At 64.2% G+C, this 26292-nt stretch carries 34 protein-coding genes and 1 pseudogene; 5 read left to right on the top strand and 30 right to left on the bottom strand.

What is annotated here, in order from left to right; translation table 11 throughout:
- The 18 genes from WS46_RS34120 to WS46_RS34110 form a co-directional block, all read right to left on the bottom strand.
- On the bottom strand, positions 1 to 428 hold a 428-nt coding region (locus tag WS46_RS34120; protein ID WP_082725358.1), incomplete at its 3' end, for a hypothetical protein.
- Positions 409 to 654 (bottom strand): hypothetical protein, encoded by a 246-nt coding sequence (locus tag WS46_RS17995; RefSeq protein ID WP_059531048.1) that lies wholly within the window; start codon positions 652 to 654, stop codon positions 409 to 411. The genes WS46_RS17995 and WS46_RS34120, both read right to left, overlap by 20 nt.
- Before the next feature lie 12 nt (positions 655 to 666).
- Positions 667 to 1203: a glycoside hydrolase family 104 protein gene (locus tag WS46_RS17990; RefSeq protein WP_059531051.1), complete on the bottom strand. Its 537-nt coding sequence runs from the start codon at positions 1201 to 1203 to the stop codon at positions 667 to 669.
- Positions 1204 to 1332: 129 nt separating this feature from the next.
- Entirely contained in the window at positions 1333 to 1767 is a 435-nt protein-coding gene (locus WS46_RS17985; protein WP_059531054.1) for a Mor transcription activator family protein, read from the bottom strand.
- A complete protein-coding gene (locus WS46_RS17980) occupies positions 1764 to 2162 on the bottom strand; it encodes a gp16 family protein (RefSeq protein ID WP_063888598.1) in 399 nt (132 codons plus the stop codon). Before WS46_RS17980 ends, WS46_RS17985 begins: the two co-directional genes overlap by 4 nt.
- 78 nt (positions 2163 to 2240) lie before the next feature.
- Positions 2241 to 2699: a beta galactosidase jelly roll domain-containing protein gene (locus WS46_RS17975; protein ID WP_059531060.1), complete on the bottom strand. Its 459-nt coding sequence runs from the start codon at positions 2697 to 2699 to the stop codon at positions 2241 to 2243.
- A gap of 9 nt (positions 2700 to 2708) precedes the next feature.
- The gene (locus WS46_RS17970) at positions 2709 to 3182 is read right to left on the bottom strand and encodes a hypothetical protein (RefSeq protein WP_059531063.1); all 474 of its coding nucleotides are present in this window, start codon (positions 3180 to 3182) and stop codon (positions 2709 to 2711) included.
- A gap of 12 nt (positions 3183 to 3194) precedes the next feature.
- Positions 3195 to 3812, bottom strand: a complete 618-nt coding sequence (locus tag WS46_RS17965) for a DUF3164 family protein (RefSeq protein WP_059531066.1) — start codon at positions 3810 to 3812, stop codon at positions 3195 to 3197.
- Between the two features lie 29 nt (positions 3813 to 3841).
- Entirely contained in the window at positions 3842 to 4450 is a 609-nt protein-coding gene (locus WS46_RS17960) for a hypothetical protein (protein WP_156441410.1), read from the bottom strand.
- A 16-nt stretch (positions 4451 to 4466) separates the two neighbouring features.
- Entirely contained in the window at positions 4467 to 4784 is a 318-nt protein-coding gene (locus WS46_RS34115; protein ID WP_082725355.1) for a hypothetical protein, read from the bottom strand.
- A gap of 54 nt (positions 4785 to 4838) precedes the next feature.
- Positions 4839 to 5147 carry a hypothetical protein gene (locus tag WS46_RS17950; RefSeq protein ID WP_257127699.1) on the bottom strand — a complete coding sequence of 103 codons (309 nt, stop codon included), beginning with the start codon at positions 5145 to 5147 and terminating at the stop codon, positions 4839 to 4841.
- Positions 5144 to 5503, bottom strand: a complete 360-nt coding sequence (locus WS46_RS17945; protein ID WP_059531075.1) for a hypothetical protein — start codon at positions 5501 to 5503, stop codon at positions 5144 to 5146. The genes WS46_RS17950 and WS46_RS17945 overlap by 4 nt, the downstream gene beginning before the upstream one ends.
- The gene (locus WS46_RS17940) at positions 5496 to 6131 is read right to left on the bottom strand and encodes a hypothetical protein (RefSeq protein WP_059531078.1); all 636 of its coding nucleotides are present in this window, start codon (positions 6129 to 6131) and stop codon (positions 5496 to 5498) included. The genes WS46_RS17945 and WS46_RS17940 overlap by 8 nt, the downstream gene beginning before the upstream one ends.
- Positions 6121 to 6423, bottom strand: coding sequence for a hypothetical protein (locus WS46_RS17935; RefSeq protein WP_059531081.1), 303 nt, complete (start codon positions 6421 to 6423; stop codon positions 6121 to 6123). The genes WS46_RS17940 and WS46_RS17935 overlap by 11 nt, the downstream gene beginning before the upstream one ends.
- Positions 6423 to 7175, bottom strand: coding sequence for an AAA family ATPase (locus tag WS46_RS17930; RefSeq protein ID WP_257127698.1), 753 nt, complete (start codon positions 7173 to 7175; stop codon positions 6423 to 6425). Before WS46_RS17930 ends, WS46_RS17935 begins: the two co-directional genes overlap by 1 nt.
- Positions 7176 to 7200: 25 nt before the next feature.
- Positions 7201 to 9459: a DDE-type integrase/transposase/recombinase gene (locus WS46_RS17925; protein WP_059531084.1), complete on the bottom strand. Its 2259-nt coding sequence runs from the start codon at positions 9457 to 9459 to the stop codon at positions 7201 to 7203.
- Entirely contained in the window at positions 9456 to 9974 is a 519-nt protein-coding gene (locus WS46_RS17920; RefSeq protein WP_257127697.1) for a phage regulatory CII family protein, read from the bottom strand. Before WS46_RS17920 ends, WS46_RS17925 begins: the two co-directional genes overlap by 4 nt.
- Before the next feature lies 1 nt (position 9975).
- On the bottom strand, positions 9976 to 10347 hold the full coding sequence (locus tag WS46_RS34110) for a helix-turn-helix transcriptional regulator (protein WP_082725354.1): 372 nt from the start codon (positions 10345 to 10347) through the stop codon (positions 9976 to 9978).
- Between the two features lie 176 nt (positions 10348 to 10523).
- Between WS46_RS34110 and WS46_RS35430 the strand changes: the two genes are divergently transcribed.
- Positions 10524 to 10976, top strand: coding sequence for a helix-turn-helix domain-containing protein (locus WS46_RS35430; RefSeq protein WP_059596260.1), 453 nt, complete (start codon positions 10524 to 10526; stop codon positions 10974 to 10976).
- A gap of 13 nt (positions 10977 to 10989) precedes the next feature.
- Positions 10990 to 11628 (top strand): hypothetical protein, encoded by a 639-nt coding sequence (locus tag WS46_RS17910; RefSeq protein ID WP_156441411.1) that lies wholly within the window; start codon positions 10990 to 10992, stop codon positions 11626 to 11628.
- Positions 11629 to 11805: 177 nt separating this feature from the next.
- On the opposite strand, the pseudogene WS46_RS17905 reads toward WS46_RS17910, so the two are convergent.
- The 3 genes and pseudogenes from WS46_RS17905 to WS46_RS17895 all read right to left on the bottom strand — a co-directional run.
- A pseudogene (locus tag WS46_RS17905) lies at positions 11806 to 13017 on the bottom strand (hypothetical protein); the annotation flags it as partial.
- Positions 13018 to 13429: 412 nt separating this feature from the next.
- Positions 13430 to 13816, bottom strand: coding sequence for an ester cyclase (locus tag WS46_RS17900; RefSeq protein ID WP_059533953.1), 387 nt, complete (start codon positions 13814 to 13816; stop codon positions 13430 to 13432).
- Between the two features lie 53 nt (positions 13817 to 13869).
- A complete protein-coding gene (locus WS46_RS17895) occupies positions 13870 to 14766 on the bottom strand; it encodes a LysR substrate-binding domain-containing protein (protein ID WP_059533951.1) in 897 nt (298 codons plus the stop codon).
- A 534-nt stretch (positions 14767 to 15300) separates the two neighbouring features.
- Between WS46_RS17895 and WS46_RS17890 the strand changes: the two genes are divergently transcribed.
- The 3 genes from WS46_RS17890 to WS46_RS17880 all read left to right on the top strand — a co-directional run bounded on the left by WS46_RS17890 (position 15301) and on the right by WS46_RS17880 (position 18237).
- Complete coding sequence (locus WS46_RS17890) at positions 15301 to 16152, top strand: peptidoglycan DD-metalloendopeptidase family protein (protein WP_059691319.1); 852 nt, start codon at positions 15301 to 15303, stop codon at positions 16150 to 16152.
- Positions 16153 to 16341: 189 nt separating this feature from the next.
- Positions 16342 to 17241 (top strand): class A beta-lactamase, encoded by a 900-nt coding sequence (bla, locus tag WS46_RS17885; RefSeq protein ID WP_059691318.1) that lies wholly within the window; start codon positions 16342 to 16344, stop codon positions 17239 to 17241.
- A gap of 123 nt (positions 17242 to 17364) precedes the next feature.
- Positions 17365 to 18237, top strand: coding sequence for a LysR substrate-binding domain-containing protein (locus tag WS46_RS17880; protein WP_059691317.1), 873 nt, complete (start codon positions 17365 to 17367; stop codon positions 18235 to 18237).
- 25 nt (positions 18238 to 18262) lie between these two features.
- Here WS46_RS17880 and WS46_RS17875 read toward each other — a convergent pair whose 3' ends face one another.
- The 9 genes from WS46_RS17875 to sapR form a co-directional block, all read right to left on the bottom strand.
- Entirely contained in the window at positions 18263 to 18598 is a 336-nt protein-coding gene (locus WS46_RS17875; RefSeq protein ID WP_059691316.1) for a hypothetical protein, read from the bottom strand.
- 362 nt (positions 18599 to 18960) lie between these two features.
- Positions 18961 to 19215: a GlsB/YeaQ/YmgE family stress response membrane protein gene (locus WS46_RS17870; RefSeq protein ID WP_059691315.1), complete on the bottom strand. Its 255-nt coding sequence runs from the start codon at positions 19213 to 19215 to the stop codon at positions 18961 to 18963.
- A gap of 145 nt (positions 19216 to 19360) precedes the next feature.
- Positions 19361 to 20122, bottom strand: a complete 762-nt coding sequence (locus tag WS46_RS17865) for an ABC transporter ATP-binding protein (protein ID WP_044843242.1) — start codon at positions 20120 to 20122, stop codon at positions 19361 to 19363.
- A complete protein-coding gene (locus WS46_RS17860) occupies positions 20119 to 21033 on the bottom strand; it encodes an ABC transporter ATP-binding protein (RefSeq protein WP_059691314.1) in 915 nt (304 codons plus the stop codon). The genes WS46_RS17865 and WS46_RS17860 overlap by 4 nt, the downstream gene beginning before the upstream one ends.
- A 1-nt stretch (position 21034) precedes the next feature.
- A complete protein-coding gene (gene nikC / locus WS46_RS17855) occupies positions 21035 to 21949 on the bottom strand; it encodes a nickel transporter permease (protein ID WP_059451140.1) in 915 nt (304 codons plus the stop codon).
- A gap of 66 nt (positions 21950 to 22015) precedes the next feature.
- Complete coding sequence (locus WS46_RS17850; protein WP_059533939.1) at positions 22016 to 23086, bottom strand: ABC transporter permease; 1071 nt, start codon at positions 23084 to 23086, stop codon at positions 22016 to 22018.
- 10 nt (positions 23087 to 23096) lie between these two features.
- Positions 23097 to 24698, bottom strand: coding sequence for an ABC transporter substrate-binding protein (locus WS46_RS17845; RefSeq protein WP_059691313.1), 1602 nt, complete (start codon positions 24696 to 24698; stop codon positions 23097 to 23099).
- A 64-nt stretch (positions 24699 to 24762) separates the two neighbouring features.
- Positions 24763 to 25326, bottom strand: coding sequence for a D-alanyl-D-alanine dipeptidase (ddpX, locus tag WS46_RS17840; RefSeq protein WP_082725357.1), 564 nt, complete (start codon positions 25324 to 25326; stop codon positions 24763 to 24765).
- Positions 25327 to 25341: 15 nt separating this feature from the next.
- Entirely contained in the window at positions 25342 to 26223 is an 882-nt protein-coding gene (gene sapR / locus WS46_RS17835; RefSeq protein WP_059691311.1) for a sap1 transcriptional regulator SapR, read from the bottom strand.
- Positions 26224 to 26292: the final 69 nt, after the last annotated feature.

The following is a 26292-nucleotide window of genomic DNA, read 5'->3' as shown; positions in this document are numbered from 1 at the left end:
TCACCAGCGTCGGCGATGCCTGCTGCGTGGTTCCACACGCGGACAAAGCCACGGCTGAACACGCAACCAACGACAGGTGCATAATTTTTCGCGCCGGGAACCGGCGGGCTACGGCGAGGTTGCGTGACATGGTCAATTCGCTCCTTCAGTGCAGCTGTGGTTTGTGTGGCGGCGGATTGCACGACGAGATAGCCCGATTCCGCGGCCGATGCGCGTGCCACGTCAGCCGCGTACCGGCCGAAGGCATCGCTCGCGGCCGAAGCCGACGCGTGCTCGACGGAGGCGCGGTAGTCGGCCAGTGCCTTGTCACCACGTGCGGCTGCAACGCTGTAGCCGTGCTGGTAGGTTCTCGTGAAGGCAAACGCGACCAGTGTTGCGACGACGATGCTCGCGAGCACCTTTGCGCATTTACTGATTGCTTCCGTCATTTACAGCCTCCTTGGAGGGACGGCCGCGCCATGCGGCGAGTGCCTGGATAACGGCCGAGTAACCGCCGACGCAGCCGAGGTAGATCAGCCACGTATCGAACGTGAGCTGATTCCTGTATCCCTGGTAGATGAACATGAGAGTTGCGACAGCCGACGCGATGTTCGGCCAGAGCTTCGCGTGCGAAAGCTTGCCGTCGTGGCCGGTGATCAGATCGCTGAGTGACATCGCCGCTCCTGATCAGGCGATCGCAACGACACCGCCGGCCGCGCGATATGCTGCCGTGAGCATCGTCAGCTCGTTTTGGTGCTGGCCGTAGTCGTTACCGGGAAGCGACGCCCAAATATTCGAACACGCCTTGATCGCAGCCACGAGCCGGCCGGCAGCAATCAGCGGCAGCGCGCGGCGCTCCCGAATCTGCTGGATCGCGATCATGTCCTGGGAAACCGGGCTGAAGTCGTCGAGCTTGAGCAAACTCGCGTAGGGCGCGTAGTAGCGCGACAGGAGCTGATAGCGACCGGCGGCCGTCGAATTCAGCTCCGTATTGAGGATGCCCGGGTGCTTCGCGTAGGAGGGGAACGTAAGCAGTCGGGCCGGGATGATGTAAGTACCGCGCGCGCTGCTCTTCTTGGTGATCGGCCCGTGCGAGCCGACCAGTACGTTATAGCCGTCGTCGCTGTTCCGACGCGTCCATGCATCGATCTCGCTCGCGGCGAGCATGTCGAGAAATGCGACGACGTTTTGTCCGCCCGCCGCGCTCGCCGTAATGCGTGCCATCAATACCCTCGGTATCTGGAATGATGACCGCATTGTTGATGCTGCGGCGCTGGTGGACCACCCGCGCTAGGACAGTAGGTACAAAATAAAAAGCCCCGCATCGCGGGGCTTCGGTGGATCAGGGAGCAACTAGAACAACTCCGCCTGGGGCGATGCGCTCTCAGACGTGTCGGAGCGCTTGAGAATACGCCAAATGTGTCGTTCGGTCATTCGGTGCCGACGAGCGAGCTGTGTCGCCGCATGGTTCGCGGGATGCTCGCGCGTCAGTGCGTCGAACTCGGCTCGAATGCTGCGGTGTTGCAGTTCCCGAATCGCGACCTTACACAGCGGAACACACAGGACATCGCCGCCAAAGTGCGTCGTCAGCAGATCCGCCGCGTCAGTGCCGACGATTTCGGCCAGCGCCTCGTAGCGGATCTCGCCGCGACGCGATCGACGCATTGCGATCGGGAAATTCGTGCCGCCGAGCTGCTCGATCAAGCGGATCGTAGCTGGCCAGCCGATCAGCTTAATCATCGTTTTCACGACGTCTGGCAGCAGGTGTTCAACACCCTGAAAATTCATGCCGACCTCCGCTTCGCATCGTATTGGAGGGCGGCGATCAACTTGCCGAGCATCACGTCATCGCAGAACTCGATTGCGTCGACCTTGCAGATTCGCTTCACCATGCCTCCGATGTAATCCCAGGGCAGGTTCGCCTCGGCGAGCAGCGCTTCGATCTTGCGGATTTGAGCCGCGCGCGGCCGTGCAACGTTCGGCCGGCGACCAGCATCGCGCTTCGGCTTGAAACCGCAGCGCTCGAAGTGCTTTAGCAGCTTGTGCGCGCCTTCCGGCGTCAGGTCTTTCGACGAGCCGACGCCGGCGACGCTGCGCAGCACCGTGCGGTATTCGTCATCGGTCATCGCGAGCTGCTGCTTTGCGATGTGGATTTTCGCTACCGTTGTTTTCGCGATCAGCATCACGACCTCCACCAGCGCCGCAGTTCCTTGCGGCAGAGACACACCAGGAACACGATCCCGGCCAGGATGACGACGAAGTCAGACATGTGCCGCCTCCGAACCTGTGGTCTCGACCGACGTATTGACCGCCACGCCAACCGAAACCAATGCGACCGATTCGCAGACGCGCGCAAAATGGCGAAGCATGGACCCCGGTGAATTCCACGTCATCGCGAAAATCGTTACGGTTTTGTCCAAATTGGGAAAGTACTTGCGTGCGTTACGCTTCCCGAATTGCTTCTCGATGCGCGCGCGTTCGGAGGGCTTATAGGCGCTGATCTTCACGGGCCGATAGAACCGATGCTCAGGCGCATCCTCCTTCAGATAGCTTCCTCGAAACCAGCCATTCACAAAGACCATCAAATCGTATCGACGTGGTTTCGTCCGCTGCACTTCAATCGTCACCGTGTACCCGTCGCAACGAAGCACGACACAGCCATATGGGAACGACAGCTCCGTGTCGATCTTCTCAATGTCTTCTCGCGCGAGTTTTGACATGGTTCCTCCCTAGACCGGTTTCGCCACAGATGCGCGAGCGGCTTCAATTGCTTCCCGTGCACGTGCCCGAGTTTCTGTATGTTCGTCAGGGTCGTTCGCGATGGCCTCGGCAAATTCAAGCAATGCTTCAGCCATCGCCGGTTCGGCTCGGGTTGCCGTTGAACGGCCATTCAACGCCTCGGCGATTTCGTTGGCAATGGCGTACGAGGTTGCGACTGCCAGCCTGGCACCTCCGCTCCAAATCTCGGTCGCGTGCACTATTGCCCTGATGTGGCGGCATGCTTCGTCTCCGATCCGTGCTGCTGGCACGGGGCGCGGCAGCAACGGGTTGAGCCGCAGCACTGCGCTCCATAATTCGCGAGCCGCTTCGTCGACGGTAAGGTGATCGGCAATCATCACGCTGCCGTCGTCGGCGATCGTGATGATCGGCTGGTATGACGACGAGACGAAATGTAGAACGGCACTGTCGAGTTCGGTGGGCATAACGATGTCCTCTCAGATAGCCGCGAGATCGAGACTGATCGCGCGGTACTCCTCCGTATCTTCGACGCGCTCGTACAGCCGGATATAGGGCTTGCTACCTGTCACTCGGATGCTGTCGACGATCGCCCGCATTGCCTTGGTCCACTTCGGATCGTCGATCGCAAGGCGACGCAGCGCGAGAATGCGGCCGGTGTTCACGTTGCCTTCCTTGTCGACCTGGAACGCTTCGTTGATCAGCACCTTGATCTTGTCGTTGCTACCTTCGGTCCACTCGCGCAGACATTCGTCGATCAGTTCCTTCGCCGCTTGAAGGCGCTCGTCGAACTGGATGCGCTCCGCGATTTGGCGCACGATCTTGTAGCGACCGTCGAAGGTGATCAACGAAATGTTGCCCTTGGCACCGCCGACCTTGACGCCATATTGCTCGTGGCTGGCCTCGACGAACGCAGCGATGTCGCCAAATGCCCGTGCCTTGAATTCGGCCAACTCCGATTGGAGGCGCTTCGCATCAGCGACCAGCGACGTGACCGTCTGATCGCGGAGCTGGTCGATCGGCGCAACGAGCGATGCAGGAACGAGGCGGCCCCGTGCGTCCTGCACATAGCCGGCCGGGATGGCTTGATTTGTCATGACGTGTTCCTCTATTGCGTAGGTGTGGTTTAGTGAAATTTGATCGGCCTGTCGTCTTTATTGACAACGCGTTTTGCGACGAACTCGCTCACGGCCTTGACTACATCGTCCGGGCTACCCTTGGCGTGTGCGACGACGATCACGGACACTTCACGGGTGAGGTCGCGCAGCACGGCTTCGAGTGAATCAAGCGTCGAGAAAAGCCGGATGCCGGCGCGGTTCATTGTGTCGACGGCGGCACGCAGCTCGTCGACAGACATGGCCCAGGGATCGTGTGCGCCAGCGTTATAGGAGGGCATCCGGTCCGAGGCACCCGCGTGGGCCGCACGCCATTGCTCGTGCTGGCGCAGCTCCTTCGACTCGCGCACCTCTTCGAGAGACTCGCGAAGACGCGGACTGGCTTCTAGCTGTGCGTCGAGAATCGCGGCCACGCCACGGAAGTCACCGACGATGTGCTGCAACAGCACGCGATTGATCAAGCCTGCGCAGTCGCGACCGATTGCATCGCGGTGTTCAAGGGCGGCAGAATAGTCGAGCAGGGAATTGTTCGCGCGATGCAATTCACGACGCAGTTCCCGCACACTGTCGAACGCATCCGGATTGGCCAGCGTCGGGCCTTGGGTGACATGGATTGTCATGGTTTTGTCGCTCCTGTTATGTGAGGGTTTGGGCTGCCTTGATGAGTTTTCGGGCTGCGGCAACTCCCTGCCAAAACTCTTCTGCGGACTTCTCGCTGATCAGGCGTCTTGCTGACGCGATTGCGGTCGCTTGGGTCTTGCCGCCTGCGATACGAAACCCGGTGCCGACATGCGTCACGACAAATGCAGGCTCGCCGGACGTAGTTGCAACCGGATTGGCGTGTGCTGCAAACAGCTCAGTCGGATACTGCGGAAAATCGATGCGCTCGCCATCGACCTTGATTCGGCGGGCACGAGCCGCTTGTTCGGAGTAGGTAAACACGTGAAGTTTCACTATAGGAGTCCTAATGTGATTATTCGATTCGAACCGGTGACGATGGCGTGATTGTCAGTGTCCTCGCTCCGTCCACAGCACGCGAATTTCGCCGACCTTGAACTGGCCGGTACGGTAGCGCGATACCCCGGAACCACCCGTGCGGTAGTACGTGGCTTCACCTTTCTCGACCATGTCGGCGCATGCCGTGCAGTTCTGCACCTGGATCGTCGGTTTCGAGCCGTTCGAGAACTCGATCCCGATCACGGTGAAGCCCTTTTCGGTGAGCGTTCCGATCGTTGCCGCAAGGCGCAGCGCCGTGAGCTGCATCAGTTGATTGATTGGCGGCACTTCCGGATTGAGGGCGTTAAAATTCGGTGTCAATTGGACTCTCCTTTAACGGGGCGATGCGGGCAGGTTTGGCATGTGCGCCAGTGCTCAAGCTTGATCGGATTGTGGATCGGGGCCTTCTGCAAGGCATACTCACGACAATGTTCGCCGTCCACCTCGGCGTGGCTGAACGGACAGACAACGCGTCCGAATGCTGCGTGGTAACGCGCTCTGATCCGGTCGGGCTTCGCTTTGCCGGTGCCGTAGGCACCACTGCCGTTGACGAAGATGGAAAGCGTTTTGCGCGCAACGCCCATCCGCGCCGCGACCTGGGTGACATTGATTGCACGGACCTCGCGCATCAGCCCGTTCACGAACCAGTCTTCTTGCATGTAGGCGGGCTTACTCATCGGCGATCTCCTGATGCTCCATCCACATGACGCGGTTCCAGTTCGGATCGAAAACGACCTTCGTTCGCTGAACAAGAGGCGCTTTCGGCCCGGACTCCATGTCCTTACGCAACCGGTAACGAGCCGGCGCGGCGCGCCGCGAGTGCTTGTTCGCGGGAGCAATGCATTCGAGATAGCCGGCCGCTGCAAGCTTGCCGACATAGGTCGCGGCGGTTGCCTCCGAAATCGGGCGAGACGCCGTGCTGGCAAATGCCGCAAGTTCGACGTGATTGAAGTCCTTCGCGACGAACACCCGACGCATCGTCGACCACATCGCCTCATTGATCGAACCCTGTACGACTTCCCCCCCGTTGCGGGTCAGACGCGGTGCCTCAACGCCGTTGTCACGCACAAGTCGATACGTACGACGCACCGCCGCGCCTCCGAGTCGCTCCTCCTGTTCGACCTCGACATAGCCGCCTTTGAGCAATCCCTTCATGTAGTCCTGGACGGCACTGATCTCGGTACGGGAGGCGATCGCAATCTCGCGTTGCTGGAAGGCATCGCGCGCATTGCGAATCGCTTCCCAGATGCGTTGGCGAGGGTTCTTGCCGCCCATCATTTCGAGGTTGATCGGCTTACGCGCCACGAGAATCCTCCATTCGCGGATCAACGTCGCTCACCGCCTCCGCAGCAGATTGAAGTGCGCGCGCGAGGACCAGCATTTCGCGGCGATTAAGGAAAAGATCGGCGAGTCGTTGACCGCCGTTGCAGGTGAGTCCGTTGAAATAGACGGTCAGCAACGCAAAGCCGTCACCTTCGCGGCATGTAATCCCAATGTCGCCGGAGTCTGCGATGTCGGAATTGATCTCTTCACCTTGATCGTTCACGGTAAAAATCCGTGCGTCACGAAGGCCATCGATACTCAGGCTCACGTCCATTACACCCTCCGCTCAGGCGCGCGGCCGGTGTAGAGGGCAATGGAATCGAGGTCCGAGCGCTCGAAGTCGGCCATGCCGCGCGTCATGCAGTGCTCGTGGATCGAAACGAGATTCACGCATACGCGCCGCACGGAGCCGCGAGACAGTTCGACCAGGTGCGACAGCACATCGTCGGCAATCGCGAGATCGGGGGCGTAGATCGAGGTGAGCTTGCTGGCGTCGCTGACGCTGACCGGCTGCGCCGGTGCCCAGGTCAGCACGCGTGAATGGAAGCGCTCCCACTGTTCCAGCTTCTTCGGCAGCAGTTCTTCGCCGACCAACAGCAGCGATCCCTGCGAACCCTCGTAGATGTCTCGCGTCAGCTCGATGAGGGCGTCGGATTTCGCGCAATAGTCGAACTCGTCGATAATCAGTGTGCGCCGCGAGGCCGACAATTGCTCGCAGACCAGATCGAGCAGGCCGGACTTGGTCGCGCGGCCGTGCTTCACACCCATCTCGTAGAGAATTTTTTCTAGCATCACTTTCGCACTCCACGCGCTGCGCATCTGTACGTAGTAGGCGCGCGATTCCACCGCGATCGAGTTCGTCGCGAAGGTCTTGCCCCATCCGGCCGGGCCATGCAGGACACCGATGCCCGGCACGCCACCGCGACGCTGATTCAGTCGCTCGATGGTCGCCGCCACAAGGTCCAGTGTCGCGATCGGCGCGATGCCGCCGGCCGGGCGATTGATTGCAGGGGTGGTTTTCACCATAATGACAATGCCTCTCGTCAAGGGGTTAGTTGAAAGCACGTGTCACGGTGGCGACCGTGGCTGTGCCGGGCACTGCCGGGCTTGATGCCTGGCGGTGTTTTCGCATAGCAATTGCGAATTCAGGGGTCTGCGGATACTGACCGTACCAGCGCGTCAGAATCGGATCGTCGATCGTGCCGCCAGCCGCCACGAGTTGGTCGAGTTCCTGCCATTTGCGGAACCGCAGCTCAGGTGTTTCCGGGACTGGCCGAATCTTCTTCACGTTGCTCTCGGGCGCGGGCTGCGCCTGGCTTGCGGTTTGTCGCGCGTCGATGATTCGCTGCAAGTCGGCCGGGATGTCAGCCTTCGGCACGACACCATCGAGTGCGCGCGCTGCTATACCTGCCGCCTTGAGGCCATCGGTTGTATGCGTGGCGGTCCGTGTCGGCAGCGAGGTGAGCTTGCCGGCCTGCGCCGCCTTGTTGGCCACCAGATCGCGCACGAGACGATCCGTATCGACCTTCGTGCCTTTGATAGCGTGCATTTGTTGCTTCACATGCTCGCGTTGCTTGCGGCGCGCCAGCACGGCGATTTCGGCGCGCGACACACCAGTACGCTCCGGATTGCGCGCCACACACACGAATTCGCCTTCGTGATAGACAACGACTTCACCGAGATCGGGCGTAATGCGTACCGCGACATCCTTGCCGACGTAGAGCGCCAGTTCCGGGGCGATGAATTGCGCGTTATCGATGCGCAGGCCCTTCTTCGTGACGGTATATCGGCCCTTGCCGGCCGGCGGTGCCAGCAGCACGTCGAGAGCACGTTCGTCCTCGATGCGATGCACGGGGCCGGTATAGCTCGATGCCCGCTGATAGGGAGTCATGCCGATGCCTTCGTGATGGGCGTGTTCATAGACGCCCTTGATCCATTGTTCGATGAGCGAGCGCAGCTCGGATGCCGGCATCGCGAGCGTGACGGCTTCGCCTTTCTTGAACAGGCGTTCGGAAAACGCGCGGCGTGCTTCGATCGCGCTACGCTCGGCGACGCTATGTCCGATGAATGCGGACAGCCCTTCCAGGATCGAGTGCAGCATCGTCTGGATGCCGCGCTCGACGTGCGGCTTCTGCCACGGCGAGAACGGGGCCGTCACGTAATGCGCGATGCCGAGCGCGGCAAGCGTTTCGATGAAGTCGCGGCTCTTGTAGTCCTGGCCGTTGTCGGTAACGACTTCTTCCGGGACACCCCACAACAGCAAGGCAAGGCGCAGCGCATACTTGTGCGTCTCGGTCTTCGGCGTCGGGGCGAGCACAACCAGCTTGCGCCGGCTGTACACGTCGATCACGACGGACGCGGAGTAGCGGCGCTCGACGCCGTCTTCGTCGGTCAGCATCCAGTCGGCCGGCGTGGCATCCATTTCCCACCGCTGATTCAGGCGCTCGACGTCGGCCGACGCGTCACCGAATGCGGTCATATACTTGTTTTTCCACTCGTCGGGATTGGTCGCCGCCGTGAACAGGCCGTCATGCTTACGCCGCCATGCCGTCACGAACCGATACGTCGCATCGTAGGACGGCGCTGCGAACAGGATTTCACCGGTGTCATCATCGACCGATGCCTGGTTCAGCAAATTGACGAGGTGCTGGATACCGAGATTCGGGCGGTCGATGAGCAGCGCGAGCGCTGTTTTTTCCAGCTCGGGTTGCTTCGTGAACACGTTCACGTCGCGCTGATGGCGACCGTCCTTCTCGTCGATCAAGCCCGCGAGGCCGACGCGCTCGTATTCGAGCACCCACCGTTGCAGCGAGCGCGGCGAGATCGACGGGATCGTCGACCGGACAGCGGCCGCAACCTCGATTTCCTTCAGGTTGTATGCCTTCGTGTAGGTCGGCCAGGACACGCGGCGGCTCATCGGTTGCACCGTGACGAACCATGTTTCCCAACTCTTCACGATCTCGTAGCGCGCGTCGAACCGCGCCTGTACCCCTGCCGGCAACTCGGCCGTCAGCTTCTTGAGGCTCTCCTGCGCGCGTTGGTGTTTCGAGACGCGCTCGGCCTCGGCACCAGCGCGAACCTGTTCGATCATCTTGAGCGTGCGGCCAGCCGCGTCGCCGCGCGCCTTGATTTCCCGATACCGCTCGACGGCCTTGCGCACGTCGGTCGGCAGGTTCGCCAGGTCGAACAGCTTGCGCTGGCCACCGCGCACGGCTTCCAACTCGAAGGGCCAATTTTCGCGACTGGCGCGGCGCTCAGCCGAGCGTTTCGTGATAGTCAGCGCACCTGCAATCACATCAAAGTCGATCATTGCGCACGACCTCCAAGACGGCGAACGACTTCATCGACAAGTCGGTCCATGACGGTGTCAGGCACGTTTTTGCGAAGCTCCCCTAAGCGAGCTTTCACCGAACGCTCTTGCAGCGTCAGCGCGCCGATCTCCGCGAGCATGGCTTCCTCGCCGCGATACACGCGGCAGCCGCAGCGGTCGGCGAGCATTTCGAGCATCCGGTAGTCACCGGTCGCGACTGTCAGTGCTGGGATAGCCTCGGCTGGAAAGCGCCAGCCTTCGGCGCTCGGCGCACAGTAGCGATCGAGCATGTTCTTCGTTGTTTCGTAATTGGACAGACGGGAGATTTGTGCTGCCACCTCGTGACGGTCGATACCGCGGCTGGACACGGTGCCGAGCATGTCTGCGAGCGTCTCGCGTACAGCAAGTGCGACGTCGAGACCGCCGGCTTCGGGGCGCGGTGTCGGCGGAACGTCAAAAAAGCTGAGTTCCATCTGCGTGGAAGTGGTTCTTCGGGTGGTTTTGCGTGCCGACATGTCAAGCGCCTCCCGTGCAATTGACGTTGCACAGATCAGGTCGGGTGATAGACTTACCTTCGGTTGACGCGGCCGGTTTGCGTCGGCCGAAACCGCGCTCACCGCGCCCGCTACGGGCAGTGCCGTCGATGTGATAGCGGCTCGGCCAAATGAGGTGACGAGGTACGCCGATCGTCGCTGCGATGATCGATTCGGCCTTCGGCCAGGGTACGTCGAGCGCATTTTTCAACGCGCCGGGCGCGTACCCGTAGGCCATTGACAGTCGCCGTAGCGACCATCCGGCCTTTTCCAGCGCCGCCTTGATGTCGGCGCGATGCCAGTCTTGCAGGGCAACCTGCTCGGCTGGTTTTTTTGACATGTTTAGCGTGCTCATGAGAGTGAACGATAGCACGTAAAACCGTGCCACTCAACGTATTTTGCGTGTCGCGCGTTCGTTTTTGCGCGTCTTTCTGCAGCTCTTGTGTAACGCGCTGATTTGATTGATTTTTTTGAAGTGCGACGCAGCGTGCGAAAGCGCGACATGCGTGTCGCGCTTTCTGGGGTGAGCGAATGACTGAAAGTGCGACACGCATTTCTGTCGAAATAGGCGAGAGATTGCGTGCTTATCGAGAGCACTTACGCCTGTCCCAAGAGCGGCTGGCGGACCTAGTCGGCGGAACGAAGCGCGGAATTCAGGATAACGAGGTCGGTCGGACGGCACCGAACAGCAGGTTGCTTACTGGACTGGCGCAGAACGGACTGAACATTAACTGGCTTCTAACGGGCAAGGGACCGATGCTTGTCGCCGACCTGGGAGCGTCCACCTCCGCGGTCAACGGGGAGACTCTCGGCATGGCCTTGGCCGCAGTGGAAAAGATCGCTGGCGAGCGCCGGTTAAAGCTGCCTCCGGAAACGCGCGGAAAGCTTGGTGCCTTGGTGTACCAGTATTTCCTCATCGAAAAGGCAGAAACAGAAGCTACGGCTTATGTAGCGCGGCTCATGGAACTTGTTTCAAGCCACTGATGTAGGGGTGTAGATGGAAGACAAGAACAAAATCAGAGACATAGCTGCGAAATTGATGGTCAGCGGAACGAGTGTGGAATCCTCGCAACCCGAAGGGCAACCCGCAGTTAAACAACGAGGAACGAGACCCGCACGCAATATTGTCGTCAGCGGAAGCGCCGGCCAAGTGGCGGGCGGCGACATCCACAACATATACCGTATCGAGAAGGTCGCACCTCCTTCAGTTGTTGTGCAGACTGGCGTAGGCGTGGTCGATGCGGGGCAGAAGCGGCAGCTGCTCGATCTCCGGGACGACATCGTCAAGGCGTCGGAGGTTAAAAAGAAGCCGAAGACACCGCAGAGCGTCATGTACGGACTCAACAAGCACATGAACGTGAACACGTATCACGAGATTCCGGCCGAAGGCTTCCAAAAGGCGCTGAAGTACATGCTGAAGCAGCGCGCGATTCTTCTCGGCATGGCGTCCGCGCCTAAAAAGCTGCCGGACTGGCGAAATATGCGGATAAAGGCAATCCACACTCGATGTAAGGCGCTAGAACTTGAGACTTGGCGACGCGGCTATATGCAGCGCACGTTCGGTAAGGGATCGATGATCGAGCTGGGCGACGATGAATTGGAGCGCCTATATCGGGCCGTCATGGGGAAAAAGTGACGGGGTGCTCGAATGGTGCCAAGTTCTGTGCAAAACCTGCTCAGACTTGCTCGATCTTCGCACAATCGGTGCCAAACTGGCTCGCGCGGTCGATTAGCCCGTCAGTCCCGTCGTTATTAGCTTTGCGCCAAGTTTCCGGCTGCCTTAGCTGATGCCATATCGAGCACCACCCCACAGCAGCGACGGGTCGTACCAGTACGTGTCGAAGCGACGCGCGGCCCGGTAGATGAACGCGTACGCAACCTGCTTTTCCTGGTCGGTCAGCACGCCCGCGTTGGCGGCCGCCGTCAGCACCTCCATGAACGCGGAATCGCCGTACGGGCCGATCGAGCGGCCGTAGTTGAAGCCCTGGCCGTCGGCGTTCAGCTGCGGCAGGATCAGATCGACCGACTTGCGCAGATAGCCCTTCAGTTCCGGCGTGAGGTTCGCTTCGTTGCCCATCTCGAACGTGCGCTCGGTCACTTCGCCGATCAGCAGCGTGCTGTAGCGGTCGTAGCGCGCCCGATCGTAATAGGTCGTGTGCGTGTTCGACGCTTCGTCGGAGAAGCCGCCCGACGAATCGTTGCGGATGTGGTTCGTCACCGTATAGAGCAGCGCATCGCGCGCGCCCATCGTCGCGACGGCCGGATCGGTCGCCGACGAGAACGACGGATTGCTCCAGCCGAGTTTTTGCCGCAGGCCGGCGATTCCGTAGGACACCGCATAATAATTCTGCGCGGTGTTGAGCGACGCAATGTCGATCGGCGTGCCGGCGGCCGGGCAGGTGCTGGTCTTGCCGCTTGCATCGGGGCCGAACATGTCGCAGAAGGTGAGCCGTTGCTGCAGCGTCGCGAGCATCGCGTCGCTGAAGACCTCGTTGAGCATGCCGTGCGCCTTCAGGTTGTTCAGCGCGACGAGGTAGTAGTACTCGCCCCACGACGTATTTGCATACGTGTAGTCGCTGCCCGACTGCGCCATCATCGCGGTCGTGATCGTCTGGTACGTCGCGAGATAGCTCGCGTATTGCGGGTCGCCCTTCGACTTCATGTCGATCAGGATGTACGACAGTCCGAGCGCGAGCTTGCCGGGCAGGAATTTGTCGCCGGTGTTCGTGTCGAGCACGTGAACCGGCGAACCGTCGCCGAGATCCATGACGACCTGCGTGAAGTCGGGCGACTTCCGGATCAGGTCGAACAGCGCACGCATCTGCCCCATCATCGTGACCGGAATGCGCGTGCCGGCCGGCACGCTGGTGTCGGGTGCGCCGTAGACGAGCGCCTGCAACGAGTTCGGCGCGAGCGCCGGTGTCGACGGCGGGGCGGTCACGTCGTTGCCGCCGCATGCGCTGACGAACAGGACGGAAAGGGCGCTGAACGCCGCGCCGAGCGCGAATCTGCTGCGCGTATGCATCGTGTCTCCAGGTTCGAATAGTGATGAAGTCTTGAATCGCAACTCGAGCAGGCAAGCGTTCTCCCTGCGCGGGCCATGGTCGCGTCGCGCCGACAGTGCTGGAAAACGTTTTCCAAATTTAGGCATCGATTGCTTCGATGTCAATGCGCTTTCACGCCGGATGCGACCGTGAAAACCCGGATGGTCAAAGCAGGAGGTGCGATGAAGATGGGCTATGCGTGCGGGAATTCCCGCGATTTATGATTATTTTCGCTGCGGCGCAGCGTGGCATATCGGCAGTGACGGCATGCGTCGGAAAGGTGTTCGTGCGGCGCGCTTCCGGCGATATACGCGAGAAAACGTTACCCTTGAAAATCGAATCGAGCCGGATATCGACTCGTCGATCCCATCCGGTGGCCGTCCCGCGGCGATGCTAAAGCTGCGCTTCGATCGCGGCCTTGTCGATCACCGACCACACCTGCCGGATCTTGCCGTCGTGAAATTCGTAGAACACGTTCTCGGCGAACGTGACGCGCGTGCCGTCGACGGCGAGCCCCATGAACGTCCCGCTCGGCGCACACGCGAAGCGCAGCCGGCATGCAATGCGCGGCGGTTCGCACACCAGCAGCCGGATCTCGAAATGGAGATCCGGAATGTCGCGGAAATCCTGCTCCAGCATCGCGCGGTAGCCGGCCAGGCCAAGCGGCCGGTCGTTGTGGATCACGTTGTCGGCGACGTACCGGCCGAGCGCCGGCCAGTCCTGGCGGTTCAGGCAGTCGATGTAGGCGCGGTAGTGCGTGGCGAGATCGGGTGTCGTCATGGCGGCGGTGCCTCCTCGTGTATCGCCCGGCCGTTGGGGATGGCGCGCGGCGTTCAGCGCGATGGCGTTTCGCCCGACAGATACGACACGAACGCCTGCGTATATTTGGGCAGCGCATCGAACGATCGCGCACAGAGCGTCAGCTTGCGGTGGCTCCACGCGTCGGACAGCTCGACGAGCCGCACGTCCATCGTCTGCATCGCGCGCTCGGCCGCGTGGCGCGACACGATGCCGATCCCCACGCCGCTTTCGATCACGCGGCAGATCGCATCGAAACTCTTCAATTGCACACGGTAGCGGATCCGCTTGCCGAGCGCACGCGCCTGGTCGCCGAGATGGACCTGCAGCGCGCTGCCGTCGGTCAGCCCGATGAAATCCGCGTCGGCGATCTCGTCGAACGCGACCTCGTCGCGCGCGGCGAGCGGATGCCCGGCCGGCACGACCGCGATCAGCCAATCCTCGCGGAACGGCTTCTGCTCGAGTCCGCCGAGCCCGACCGAATCGGCGACGATGCCGACCTCGGCCGTCTTGTTGCGGATCGCGTGCACGATTTCCTGGCTCGAGCGCTCCTCGACGCTGATCGACAGTTTCGGATGATGCGGCAGATACGCGGCGAGCGCGTCGGGCAGGTATTCGCTCAGCGACGCCGTGTTGCAGAGCAGCCGGATATGCCCGCGCAGCCCCTGGCCGTATTGCTGCAGTTCGCCGCGCATGTGGTCGATCTGCTGCAGCACCGTGCGTGCGTGGTGCTCGAGCGCGCGGCCGGCGTCGGTCGCCTGCGCGCCGGACTTGGTCCGGTGCAGCAGCGGCACGCCGAGTTCGTCTTCCATCCCGCGAATGCGCTCGCTTGCTGCCTGCAGCGTGATGTGGGTGCGCTCGGCGCCGCCCGTGATCGTGCCGGCCTCGCAGATGTTCAGGAAGAGCCGCAGGTCGGTCAGGTCGAAGCGCATGGCGGGTGAGGGCGCGTAAGAATGGATATGGCCGATAAGTTAGCAGGAACCGCCGCGCCGGTCTCAGGCTGCGCCTGAGACCCCGTTCGCCGGTTCCGCATTTTCGGGGCGGGATCGATGCCGGATCATGGCCGCATATCAACCGGGGGAGATTGTCATGCGGGTCGATTCGTCGTGGGGCGTGTCGTTCAAGATCGCGTTGCACCTGCTGTTCCTGTGCGTCGGCGTCGCGTGGGCCTGCGCGGAGCTGGTCGACTGGCTGCGCTGAGCGGGCGGCCGTCGCAGGCCGCCTCGGCTGTCCGGCGCGGCCATGGGAGATTGAAAGCCATTCGAAATATCGGCAGATCCTGAAATTTCTTCCGCATCTCGCGTCCAAAACCGTCAAGTTTTTCCGAAATCGACCGTATTACCGGTAACGAGTGTCCGCCGACGCCCGGTTCGTGATCGTTTGTCATCATTGTTTGCATCCGGTTACACGTCGGCCGTTCCGTTTTTGAGATGCTTGAAAGATTGTCAAACCGGAGTCGATCGTCCATGAATCAGCGCGAGATTTGCCGCAAGTCGGCGTGGCTGTCCGGCCTGGCCGCGGTGCTCGTCATGGCCGGTTGTGCCAGTCCGCCGCCCGTCCCGCCGAGCGACACGCTGGCGGGCTCGCCGTCGGGCCAGCCCGCCGCCGCGCAGGCGGCCACGCCCGCGACGCCGCCCCCCGCACCCATTCTCGTCGCGCAGAAGTATGTGGTGAAACGCGGCGACACGCTGTCGGGCATCGCGTCCGCGAACGACTGCAGCGTCGCCGACCTGCGCACCTGGAACAAGCTCGATGGGCGCGGCAGGCTGCGCATGGGACAGGTGCTGCGCATCGTCCGCCAGCAGCCGTTGCAGGCATCGGGCGGGAATGGCGGTGCACAGGCCGCTGCGGCGGCCGACGCGAGCAATGCGCCGGCCGCCGCGCCGGCGAGCGCGTCGACGGCGAGCGACCGGCAGGTCGTGAGGGAAACCAGGCGGCATGCGGGCGGTGTGGCGCTTACGTGGCCCGCGCGCGGCAAGATCGTCGACGCGTTCCGGCCGGGGCAGAACCGCGGCATCCAGATCGCCGGCCGGCCGGGCGACCCGGTTCGCGCGGCGGCCGACGGCCGGGTGATGTACGCGGGTAGCGGCCTGAACGATTACGGCACCCTGATCATCGTCCAGCACAACGCGGATTTCCTCACCGCCTATGCGCACAACCGCAAAGTGCTCGTGAAGACCGGCGACATCGTGCACCGGGGCGACGAGATCGCCGAGATGGGCGACCTCGACAACTCGCGTGTCGCGCTGCTGTTCGAAGTGCGACGCGACGGCAAGCCCGTCAATCCGATGCCGTACCTGCCTTCGTCGCAAGGCTGACGCGGGGCGCGCTCGCTGCTACGCTAGGGTCTGTTCACGTGCGTCCCGCCGCATGCGGGGCCGACGGACGTCTTCGGGAATGCGCGGCGTATGCCGTCGCGAGCCGGCCGTCGGCGCGAATGCGTGTGCGTCGTCGACGCGCACGTGCGTTGCTCCATGTCACCGTTTCCGACAGAACGCCCTTCATCCATGGAACATTCTCCGACACGCCGCTCGCTGTTGCTCGCCGCCGTCGCCGCGCCGTTCGTCGCCGCGTGCTCGTCGGCGCCCGTCGCCGAACAGGGGCGCGCACATGCCGCCCAGGCCGAACTCGCCGCGCTCGAAAAAGCGTCGAACGGCCGGCTCGGCGTCGCCGCGCTCGATACGGCGAGCGGCACGCGCATCGCACATCACGCGCGCGAGCGCTTCCCGCTGTGCGGCACCTATGCGGTCGTCGCCGCCGCCGCGATACTCGCGCGCGGCTCGCTCGACGCGTCGCTGTTGCCGCGCCGCATCCTGTATCGCCGCTATGAAGTCGTGGCCGGCTCGCCGGTGACGGAAAGCCACGTCGACACGGGGATGACGATCGCGCAGCTCTGCACGGCGATGCTGCAGTCGGGCGACAAGGGCGCCGGGAACCTGCTGATGGGCGTGCTCGGCGGCCCGCAGGCCGTCACGTCGTTCGCGCACGAAAGCGGCGACACCGTGTTCCGGCTCGATCGCTGGGAACCCGAACTGAACCAGGCGGCGCCTCGCGACGAGCGTGATACGTCGACACCGGTCGCGATGGTCGACACGCTGCAGCGGTTGCTGCTCGGCGATACGCTGCGCGAACCGCAGCGTGCGCAGCTCACGGAATGGATGACCGGCGGCGCGCGCGGCGCGACCGGGATCGCGGCCGGCGTGCCGCCCGGCTGGCGCATCGCGGACAAAACCGGCACCGGCGGCTACGGCGCGACGACCGACGTCGCGGTGCTGTGGCCGCCGTCGCGCGCGCCGATCGTGCTGGCCGTGTCGTTCACGCAGCCGCGTGCCGACGCGGCCGCACGCGCGGACGTCGTCGCGTCGGCGGCGCGCATCGCGACGGGCGCGTTCGCCGCCACGGCCTGAGCGCGCGACGCACCTCGCGTAAAGCCGGCGTTTGGCTTATCGTGTCGATCAGCGCGCGCCGGTGTCGGCGCGCGGCCTTGCCGCGCCGTCGTTCGGTGCGGTCGATCCGTCTACCCCTTCGTCATGCGCCGACTTCCGCCCCTGCACGCGCTGCAGATCTTCTCGACGGTGGCCCGCCACCGTAGCTTCACGCGCGCGGCCGAGCAGCTGTGCCTCACGCAGGGCGCGGTGAGCCGGCAGATCCAGACACTCGAGGCGCACTACGGCTTTCCGCTGTTCAAACGGCACGCGAAGGGCCTCACGCTGACGGCGGAGGGCGAGCAATTGCTGCCGGTGGTCAACGAGAGCTTCGCGCGGATCGAGGACATCTCGATGAAGCTCACGCGGCAGCGCACCGATCTCGCGCTGAAGGTGCCGACCTGTGTGATGCGCTGGATGCTGCCGCGCATCATGCGCTTCCAGGGCGAGCATCCCGAACTCCACGTGCAGATCACGACCGCGTGGCAGCACGTCGTCGATTTCTCGACCGAGCCGTTCGATGCGGCGGTCGTCTACGGTACGTCGCCGGGCCCCGGTGTCTTCGCGCTGCCGCTGTTCGACGAACGCTTGACGCCGGTGTGCGCGCCCGAGTTGCGGCAGGCCGCGCCGCTCGATGCGGTCGGCGATCTCGCGCACCATACGCTGCTGCATCCGACGCGCGACCACCGCGACTGGCGCGCGTGGCTCGATCACGCGGGCGAGCGCGCCGTCGACGCCGAGCGCGGGCCGACCTTCGACACGCTCGATCTCGCGACGAACGCGGCGATGCAGGGTTTCGGCGTCGCGATCGGCGACGTGACGCTCGTCGACGACGACGTCAGCGCGCGCCGGCTCGAACGGCCGTTCGACATCGTGCTCAAGACCGGCGCCCGTTATTTCTTCGTCTACCCGGAGAGCATCGGCAGCCAGCAGAAGATCCGCGCGTTCAGCGACTGGATCGCCTGCCATCGCGACTGACGCGCGACGTCTCCGGCAGCGGCCGTTACTGGTACGTCACGATGGCGATCATCGGCGCATGCGTGTCGCCCGCACGGCCAGGTAAAACGATTGCGCGCGAGGCCTGCGTAAAGGTCGTGGTCTTGATCGTGCGCAGGCTGGCCGCGTCGACGAACGCGACTTGCCCGCTCGCCGGGCGCGGGCAGTCGGGGCGCACGTGCGCGTGCGCGGCGTCGGCCGTGTCGAGCGCGAACGAGCATGGCGGCTCGACGATCATGCCGGTGAAGTGGATAACGCCGGACGCGCCGGCGGCAAAAGATGAGGACGACGCCAGAAGCGAGGCAGCCAGGGCAAACGAGGCGGCAAACAGGCGATGCTTCATGACAGGCTCCAGAGAGGAAGCGCGTCGCAGCGGGGCCGCTCGAATGGCAGTCCGTCAACGCTGCGGTGCTGTATGCGTAAACGGCAATTCCATTGGACCTCTTGAATGAAAAACGGGAAATAACGGCAACGATCAAATGACGCCGTATTCCTCCAATCAATTTATCCCAAATTTGTGTGGCCGCAAGTCAGGGTATTGCCGATGGCGTAAGGGCGCGGCAATCCGGCCAGTGAACCGGGGTTTTGCGTGTGAATCGTTGAGGACTCAACGATTCGACGAAGGTGCGAATTGCGGTGTGCAGAAAGAAAACGGCCGCTCGTGTAACGAGCGGCCGTTGCGTATCGACGCGGGCGATGCGGCGGTCAGCCCGCGCGCTTGCGCACCGCGCCGACGACCACGAGCAGCACGATCGCGCCGATGATCGACGCGATCCAGCCGGCGCCCTGGCCCGGCGCATACCAGCCGGCGGCGCGGCCGACGTAACCCGCGACGAGCGAGCCGACGACGCCGAGCACGACGGTCATCAGGATACCCATCTTGTCGTCGCCGGGCTTGAGCGCACGGGCGAGGAGGCCGACGATGAGCCCGACCACCAGGGTTTCGATGAATTGCAGCATGAACGCCTCCCTATTGCTGTTGAGCTGTTGACGAAAGGAAATGGACCCGCGCGGCGCGCGAGGGTTCCATCCGTCGGCGCGCCGGTGCACTGGCGCGCCGACGCACGGGGTGCCGAGTATCGCACGCCCGCGCGTCGCGCACATGTCAGGCAACCGGATCGAGGCGTCGGTAGCCTTCGGTCGCGCGCAGCAGCGTGCGCGTGTAGTCGCGTGCGACCTGTCCGGCGCGAACGTCCTCGATCCGCAGCTGTTCGACGATCTCGCCATGCTGCATCACCGCGACGCGCTGGCACAGGAAGCCGATCACCGCGAGATTGTGGCTCACGAGGATCATCGTGAGGTTGCGTTCGCGATGCAGGCGGCGCAGCAGGTTCAGGATCTCGGCCTGCACCGATACGTCGAGCGCGGAGGTCGGCTCGTCGAGCAGCAGCACGCGCGGCTCGACGATCAGCGCGCGCGCGATCGCGACACGCTGGCGCTGGCCGCCCGACAACTGGTGCGGATAGCGGAAGCGGAACGCCGGACCGAGCCCGACTTCGGACAGCGCGCGGGCGATGCGCGCGTCGGCGTCGTCGATCCGGTGGATCGACAGCGGCTCGCGCAGCGTCTGGTCGACCGTGAAGCGCGGATGCAGCGACGCGTACGGATCCTGGAACACCATCTGCACGTGGCGGCGGAACGCGCGGTCGGGCGTGCCGCCGACGGGGCGGCCGTCGATCGACAGGCTGCCGCCCGCGAGCGGCACGAGGCCGGTCAGCGCGCGCAGCAGCGTCGACTTGCCGGAGCCCGATTCGCCGACGAGCCCGAAGACCTCGCCGTCGCGTACCGCGAAGCTGGCATCGCGCACGGCGTCGACGTGGCCGGTGCGGGTCGGAAAACGGATCGAGGCGTGATCGACGTCGATCATCGTGCGGCCTCCCTGGATTCGGCCGACGACGATGCGGGCGAAGCGGCGTCGAGCCACGCCGGGTCGCGCCGCAGCACCGGCAGTTCGTCGGGCGGGTTCGCGAGCGGCGGATTCGCCGCGAGCAGCCCGCGGGTGTATGGATGCGTCGCGTCGCGCAGGTCGCGCGCGGCGCAGGTTTCGACGACGCGGCCCGCATACATCACCGCGACGCGATCGCAGAACGACATCACGAGCGGCAGGTCATGGCTGATGAACATCAGGCCCGTGCCGTGCCGCGCGATCATCGCGTCGAGCACCGCGAGCACCTGCATCGACACCGCGACGTCGAGCGCGGACGTCGGCTCGTCGGCGATCAGCAGGCGCGGGCCGGTCGACACCATCATCGCGATCATCACGCGCTGGCCCATGCCGCCCGACAGCTCGTGCGGATACGCATCGGCGACGCGCGCCGGATCGCGAATCTGCACGGCGGCGAGCGCCTCGACGATCCGCTCGCGCAGCGCGCGGCCGCGCAACCCCGGCTCGTGCAGCCGGAATGCTTCGCCCATCTGCTTCGCGACGGTCATCACCGGGTTCAGCGAATATTTCGGATCCTGCAGGATCATTCCCATCTGGCTGCCGCACAGGCGCCGGCGTTCGCTCGCCGACATCGCGAGCAGGTCGCGGCCAGCGAAGCGCATCGTGCGGGCCGACCAGCGCGCGGCTTCGGGCAGCAGGCCGAGCAGCGCGCGGCCCGTCAGCGATTTGCCGGAGCCGGATTCGCCGACGATGCCGAGCCGTTCGCCGGGGGCGAGCGTCAGCGACAGGTCGCGCACTGCGTCGGACACGACGCCGTCGTGCCCGCGAAACCCGATCTTCAGGCCGTCGATCTCGCAGAGCGGCGCGGGCGCATTGACGGAATTCGGTTGCATGTCACGCTCCATGACGCGGATCGAAGACGTCGCGCAGCCCGTCGCCGAGCAGGTTGAACGCGAGGCTGACGAGCAGGATCGCCGCGCCGGGCAGCGTCGCGACCCACCACGCGTCGAGCAGCACGTTGCGGCCCGACGCGACCATGAAGCCCCATTCGGGGCTCGGCGGCTGCGCGCCGAGGCCGAGGAAGCCGAGGCCCGCGACGGTCAGGATGATGCCGGCCATGTCGAGCGTCGCGCGCACGATCACCGACGACATGCACAGCGGCACGATGTAGCGCAGCAAAATCCGCGGGCCCGATGCGCCTTGCAGGCGCGCCGCGTGGATGTAATCGGCCTGCGCGATGCGGATCGTCTCCGCGCGCGCGAGCCGCGCGTACGCGGGCCACGCGGTGATCGAGATCGCGACGACCGCGTTGATCACGCCGGGCCCGAGCGCGGCCGCGAATGCGAGCGCGAGCACGATCTTCGGGAACGCGAGCGCGATATCGGTGATGCGCATCAGCACGCTGTCGACGAAACCGCCGCAATAGCCGGCCGTCGTGCCGATCAGGAGTCCGATCGGCACGACGATCACGACGACGAGCATCGCGATGCCGAGCGTGAGGCGCGAGCCTTCGATCAGTCGCGAGAGGATGTCGCGGCCGAGCTGGTCGGTGCCGAGCCAATGCGACGGCGAGCCGGGCGGCAGCAGGCGGTCGGACAGCACCTGGCGCAGCGGATCGTGCGGCATGATCAGCGGGCCGACGAGGGCGACGACGATCAGCGCGACCAGGATCGCGAGCCCGAACAGGTTGAGCGGATTGGCGGCGAAGCGGCGCCAGCGGCGATATGCGAGGCCGAACGCGGCCTGCGAGCGCGACGCGGGCGCATCGGAAAGCAGCCACGCGCGCAGCGTGAGACGCTCGGCATTCATGATCGGACGACCTTCGGCATGGACGGTGAAAGAAGCAGGGTGGAAGCGGTCATGTCGCGGCGGCCCTCAGCGCGCACGCGGATCGAACACGCGGTACAGCGCGTCGGTCAGCAGGTTGACGGTGATGAACATCGCGCCGATCACGAGCGTCGCGCCGAGCACCGCGTTCATGTCGGCGTTCAGCAGCGCACCCGTCAGGTACGAGCCGAGCCCCGGCCACGCGAACACGATCTCGGTCAGCACCGAGCCCTCGAGCAGGTTGCTGTACGTGAGCGCAATCACGGTCAGGAGCGGCACCGCGATGTTGCCGAACGCATGCCGCCAGATCACGCGGCGCTCGGACAGGCCCTTCGCGCGCGCGGTGACGATGTATTCCTGGCTCAGCTGGTCGAGCATGAAGGAGCGCGTCATCCGGCTCAGGTACGCGACCGAGTAGTAGCCGAGGATCGCGGCCGGCAGCGCGATGTGCGACACCGCATTGCGGAACACGTCCCACTCGCCCGCGAGCGCCGAGTCGATCAGCAGGCTGCCCGTGCGCGGGTCGACCATGCCGTCGTACACGGGATCGAGCCGGCCGGGGCCGCCGACCCAGTGCAGCCGCGCATAGAACAGCAGCAGCCCCATCAGCCCGAGCCAGAACACCGGCACCGAATTGCCGATCAGGCCGACGAAGCGCGCGATGTGGTCGATCGGCCGGTTGTGCTTCACCGCGGCCGCGACGCCGAGCGGCACGCCGATCGCGATGCCGATCAACGTCGCGATCGTCGCGAGTTCGAGCGTGGCGGGGAACACGCGTCGGATGTCGTCGAGCACCGGGTTCGACGTCAGCAGCGACATCCCGAGATTGCCGTGCAGCACGTCGCGCGCGTAGATCAGGAATTGCGTGACGAGCGGCTTGTCGAGGCCGAGCGCGATGCGCTCGGCCGCGTACGCCTCGGCCGACGCGCGATCGCCGAGGATCGCGAGCACGGGATCGATCGGCACCTTGCGGCCGATCACGAACGTCAGCGCGAGCAGCCCCGCGAACGTGACGGCGAGCGTGAGCGCCCAGCGCAGCACGCGCAGCGCCCAGCGTACGGCCGGGCGCCGCGCGGGCAGCGTGCGCAGCGCTTCGAGGGAGGAGGCGGGAGTCGACATGCGGTGAATCTTATTGCTTCTTCAGGTTACGGTACGACACGAGATCGTTGATCGGTCCGACTTCGAGTCCGCTCACGCCGGGCCGCGTCGCGACCTGCGCGACCTTCTGGAACATGATCACGAACGGCGAATGCGCGAGCATGTCCTTCTGCATCGCCTGATACCGTTGCGCGCGTTGCGCGGCGGTCGGCTCGGCGAGCGCGGTGTCGGTCTCCTTCGTCAGTTGCGGAATGTCCCAGCTGTTGCGCCAGGCCAGCATTTTATAGCTCGACTTGTCGGAGTTGTCGGGGTTCCATGCAAAACCCTGCGCGTTGCTGTGCGGGTCGATGTAGTCGGCCGACCATTCGCCGATGTAGATGTCGTGCTGGCGCGCGCGGTATTTCGCGAGCGTCTGCTTGTTGTCGCCGGGGATCAGCTGCACCTTGACGCCCGCCTGCGCGAAGTTCGCCTGCACGGCCTGCGCGATTTCCGTGTACGGATAGTCGTTGCGCACGTCCATCGTCACCGCGAAGCCGTTCGGCACGCCGGCCTTCGCGAGCAGCGCCTTCGCCTTCGCGACGTCGAGCTTGTACGGATTCGCATTCAGCGTGCCGAGGAAGCCTTCGGGCAGGAAAGTCTGGTGCACCTTGTAGGTCGTCTTCACGACGTTGGTCTGGATTCCGGAATAGTCGACCAGCCACTTCAGCGCTTCCTGCACGTCGGGCTTCGCGAGCGTCGGGTTCTTCGTGTTCAGGCCGAGATACAGCAGCGTCGCCTGCGGCGATGCCGCGACCTTCGCCTTGCCGGATTTCACGACCGACGCGAGATCGTCCGGGCTCAGGTCGCGCGCCGCGTCGACGTCGCCGTTTTCCAGCAGCAGGCGCTGGCTCGCCGCTTCGGGCACGTGGCGCAGCACGATGCGCTTCATCGCGAGCGGCAGGCGGTAGCCGTCGAAGCGTTGCAGCACGATGCTGTCGCCGGCCGACCACTTGACCAGCTTGTACGCGCCGGAGCCGGCCTCGTTGGTCTTCAGCCACGCGTTGCCGAAGTCGTTGCCTTGCTGGTGCGACAGCAGCAGCTTCCTGTCGAGCACCGACGCGGGCCACGAGCCGAGCACGTTCAGCACGAAGGTCGGCGCGTATTTGTGGTCGGTCGTGATCGACACCGTCTGATCGTCGAGCTTCTTCACGTTCGCGGCGACGTTCGCCTTCGTGAGGCCGATGCCGGTCAGCACGGCGGCCGGACCCTTGTCGAGCAGCACCGCGCGCTGGATCGACCAGGCGACGTCGTCGGCCGTCAGCGGGTTGCCCGAGTGGAACTTGAGGCCCGCGCGCAGCTTGAACGTATAGGTCAGCCCGTCGGCGCTCACCGTCCACGACTGCGCGACGTCGCCGTTGAATTTCGACGGATCGCGCAGGTCGACGCGCACGAGCCGGTCGTACGTGTTCGCGACGTATTCCTCCGGCACCAGTTCGTAGATCTCGCCGGGATCGAGCGTCGTGAATTCGTCGAGCAGCGTGGCCATCACGAACATGTCCTTCGGCGTTTCCGCGCGTGCGGCGGAAAGCGGAACGGCGGCGAGCACGGATGCGGCGGCGAGTGCCGCGACGAGCCGGGAGGTCAGGGGTTGCATGTGCGCTTCTCCATGTGTCGTTGAGGTCGTTGAACGGGAATGGTGAAAGAAACGTGCATCGTCGTTACATCAGGCGCCATGGGCCGCTCGCCGCGTCGTCGATCTGCGGCAACGCATGCGAACCGGGCAGTTCGTAGTGCCACCATTCGCTGTCGATATGCGCGAAGCCGGCCGCCTGCATCACGCCGAGCAGCAGCAGCCGGTTGCGTTGCACGGCTTCGGGCAGCCCCGGGTGGAAGTGGCCCGACGCGGCCACCATCTCGTCGAAGCCGGTGCCCATGTCGAGCGGCTCGCCGTTCGCGCCGACGAGCGTCAGGTCGAGCGCGGTGCCGCGGCTGTGGTTCGAGCCGCGGCCGAGATCGGCGACGAAGTTCGGATCGGGCAGGAAATCCCACAGCACCTGTTGCGCCTGCGGCGGCCGGTATGCGTCGTAGATGCGCAGCGTGAAGCCGGCTTGTGCCGCGACGTCGACCGCGCGGCGCAGCGCGGCCTCGGCCGGCTCGAGCAGCAGGCAGTGGGCGCGACGATAGATCGGCTTGCCGGTCAGGTTGCGCTCGGTTGCGTAGACGAGATCGATCTCGACGCGATGCGTGGCGGGCGTGATTTCGACGAGGCGGGGAGACGGCATCGGCATTCGGGGCGCTCAGGATTCGAATTGGTCGAAGGTGCGCTGCAGTTCGCGGTTGCGCGCGACGCGCCGGTCGATCGCGGGACCGAGGCGGTCGACCACGGCGGTGATCAGCAGGTTGAACAGGCACGTGAGCGGCGCGAGCGAATCCCAGAACTGGCCGACGTCGGTCTTCACCTGCAGCAAATCGGCCGGCCATTCGCGCGCCCACGGGCAATAGAGATCGGTGACCAGCGCGAACGGCTGGCCGCGTTCGGCGGCCGCCTGGCAATAGCGGCGCGCGCTGCGCGAATAGGCGCGCGTATCTGTGACGATGCAGTACGGCCGCTCGAATTCGGAATTCAGCGAATCGACGTACGAGCCCGACTGGCCGTCGGAATAGAACACGCGCGGGCGCAGGTATTCCAGATAACTGCTGAACGCGTTGCTGATGCCGCGGGTCGACTGGATGCCGAGGATGAATACGGCGTCGGCATGCGCGATCCGGTCCGCGACCTGCGCGAACACGGGTTCTTCCGCGAGCCGGTAGACGTGGCGGATCGCATCGAGCTCGCGATCGAGCGACGATGCAAGCGTGCCGTCGCCATGGTCACTGTCGCCGGCGTTCGCGTGCGCGCCGGCGGTGCGGCGGTATTCGTCGAGGCGGTCGGTGATCATCCACGGGCGGTCGCTGCCGCCGCGCAGTTCGCGTTTCAGATCGTCGAGGTTGCGGTAGCCGATGCTGCGCAGGAAGCGACCGACGGAGATGCCGCTGGTGCCGGTCTGCTGCGCGATCTGGTCGGCCGTTTCGAGCCCGAGACGGTCGAGGTTCGCGAGCATGTAGCTCGCGATGCGCTTCGCGGTCGGCGTCAGGTCGGCAAAGCGGGATTCGACGGTGTGGGCGAACGCGCAGGTCATCGGGCTGTTAGATATTTGTCATTGGATGATTCGGTGTCATCCATCTAACAAAGCCAAAATCATTCGCGC

The organism is Burkholderia sp. RF4-BP95 (assembly GCF_001521985.1).
Taxonomy (GTDB): Bacteria; Pseudomonadota; Gammaproteobacteria; order Burkholderiales; family Burkholderiaceae; genus Burkholderia; species Burkholderia diffusa.
This window is presented reverse-complemented; position numbering and strand designations above follow the sequence as displayed.

Bases quoted from the DNA above. Each gene is read 5' to 3' on its own strand.
- WS46_RS17995 (WP_059531048.1), bottom strand. From the start codon at position 654: ATGTCACTCAGCGATCTGATCACCGGCCACGACGGCAAGCTTTCGCAC.
- WS46_RS17990 (WP_059531051.1), bottom strand. From the start codon at position 1,203: ATGGCACGCATTACGGCGAGCGCGGCGGGCGGACAAAACGTCGTCGCA.
- WS46_RS17985 (WP_059531054.1), bottom strand. From the start codon at position 1,767: ATGAATTTTCAGGGTGTTGAACACCTGCTGCCAGACGTCGTGAAAACG.
- WS46_RS17980 (WP_063888598.1), bottom strand. From the start codon at position 2,162: ATGCTGATCGCGAAAACAACGGTAGCGAAAATCCACATCGCAAAGCAG.
- WS46_RS17975 (WP_059531060.1), bottom strand. From the start codon at position 2,699: ATGTCAAAACTCGCGCGAGAAGACATTGAGAAGATCGACACGGAGCTG.
- WS46_RS17970 (WP_059531063.1), bottom strand. From the start codon at position 3,182: ATGCCCACCGAACTCGACAGTGCCGTTCTACATTTCGTCTCGTCGTCA.
- WS46_RS17965 (WP_059531066.1), bottom strand. From the start codon at position 3,812: ATGACAAATCAAGCCATCCCGGCCGGCTATGTGCAGGACGCACGGGGC.
- WS46_RS17960 (WP_156441410.1), bottom strand. From the start codon at position 4,450: ATGACAATCCATGTCACCCAAGGCCCGACGCTGGCCAATCCGGATGCG.
- WS46_RS17945 (WP_059531075.1), bottom strand. From the start codon at position 5,503: ATGAGTAAGCCCGCCTACATGCAAGAAGACTGGTTCGTGAACGGGCTG.
- WS46_RS17935 (WP_059531081.1), bottom strand. From the start codon at position 6,423: ATGGACGTGAGCCTGAGTATCGATGGCCTTCGTGACGCACGGATTTTT.
- WS46_RS17930 (WP_257127698.1), bottom strand. From the start codon at position 7,175: ATGGTGAAAACCACCCCTGCAATCAATCGCCCGGCCGGCGGCATCGCG.
- WS46_RS17925 (WP_059531084.1), bottom strand. From the start codon at position 9,459: ATGATCGACTTTGATGTGATTGCAGGTGCGCTGACTATCACGAAACGC.
- WS46_RS17920 (WP_257127697.1), bottom strand. From the start codon at position 9,974: ATGTCGGCACGCAAAACCACCCGAAGAACCACTTCCACGCAGATGGAA.
- WS46_RS34110 (WP_082725354.1), bottom strand. From the start codon at position 10,347: ATGAGCACGCTAAACATGTCAAAAAAACCAGCCGAGCAGGTTGCCCTG.
- WS46_RS35430 (WP_059596260.1), top strand. From the start codon at position 10,524: ATGACTGAAAGTGCGACACGCATTTCTGTCGAAATAGGCGAGAGATTG.
- WS46_RS17910 (WP_156441411.1), top strand. From the start codon at position 10,990: ATGGAAGACAAGAACAAAATCAGAGACATAGCTGCGAAATTGATGGTC.
- WS46_RS17900 (WP_059533953.1), bottom strand. From the start codon at position 13,816: ATGACGACACCCGATCTCGCCACGCACTACCGCGCCTACATCGACTGC.
- WS46_RS17895 (WP_059533951.1), bottom strand. From the start codon at position 14,766: ATGCGCTTCGACCTGACCGACCTGCGGCTCTTCCTGAACATCTGCGAG.
- WS46_RS17890 (WP_059691319.1), top strand. From the start codon at position 15,301: ATGAATCAGCGCGAGATTTGCCGCAAGTCGGCGTGGCTGTCCGGCCTG.
- bla (WP_059691318.1), top strand. From the start codon at position 16,342: ATGGAACATTCTCCGACACGCCGCTCGCTGTTGCTCGCCGCCGTCGCC.
- WS46_RS17880 (WP_059691317.1), top strand. From the start codon at position 17,365: ATGCGCCGACTTCCGCCCCTGCACGCGCTGCAGATCTTCTCGACGGTG.
- WS46_RS17875 (WP_059691316.1), bottom strand. From the start codon at position 18,598: ATGAAGCATCGCCTGTTTGCCGCCTCGTTTGCCCTGGCTGCCTCGCTT.
- WS46_RS17870 (WP_059691315.1), bottom strand. From the start codon at position 19,215: ATGCTGCAATTCATCGAAACCCTGGTGGTCGGGCTCATCGTCGGCCTC.
- WS46_RS17865 (WP_044843242.1), bottom strand. From the start codon at position 20,122: ATGATCGACGTCGATCACGCCTCGATCCGTTTTCCGACCCGCACCGGC.
- WS46_RS17860 (WP_059691314.1), bottom strand. From the start codon at position 21,033: ATGCAACCGAATTCCGTCAATGCGCCCGCGCCGCTCTGCGAGATCGAC.
- nikC (WP_059451140.1), bottom strand. From the start codon at position 21,949: ATGAATGCCGAGCGTCTCACGCTGCGCGCGTGGCTGCTTTCCGATGCG.
- WS46_RS17850 (WP_059533939.1), bottom strand. From the start codon at position 23,086: ATGTCGACTCCCGCCTCCTCCCTCGAAGCGCTGCGCACGCTGCCCGCG.
- WS46_RS17845 (WP_059691313.1), bottom strand. From the start codon at position 24,698: ATGCAACCCCTGACCTCCCGGCTCGTCGCGGCACTCGCCGCCGCATCC.
- ddpX (WP_082725357.1), bottom strand. From the start codon at position 25,326: ATGCCGTCTCCCCGCCTCGTCGAAATCACGCCCGCCACGCATCGCGTC.
- sapR (WP_059691311.1), bottom strand. From the start codon at position 26,223: ATGACCTGCGCGTTCGCCCACACCGTCGAATCCCGCTTTGCCGACCTG.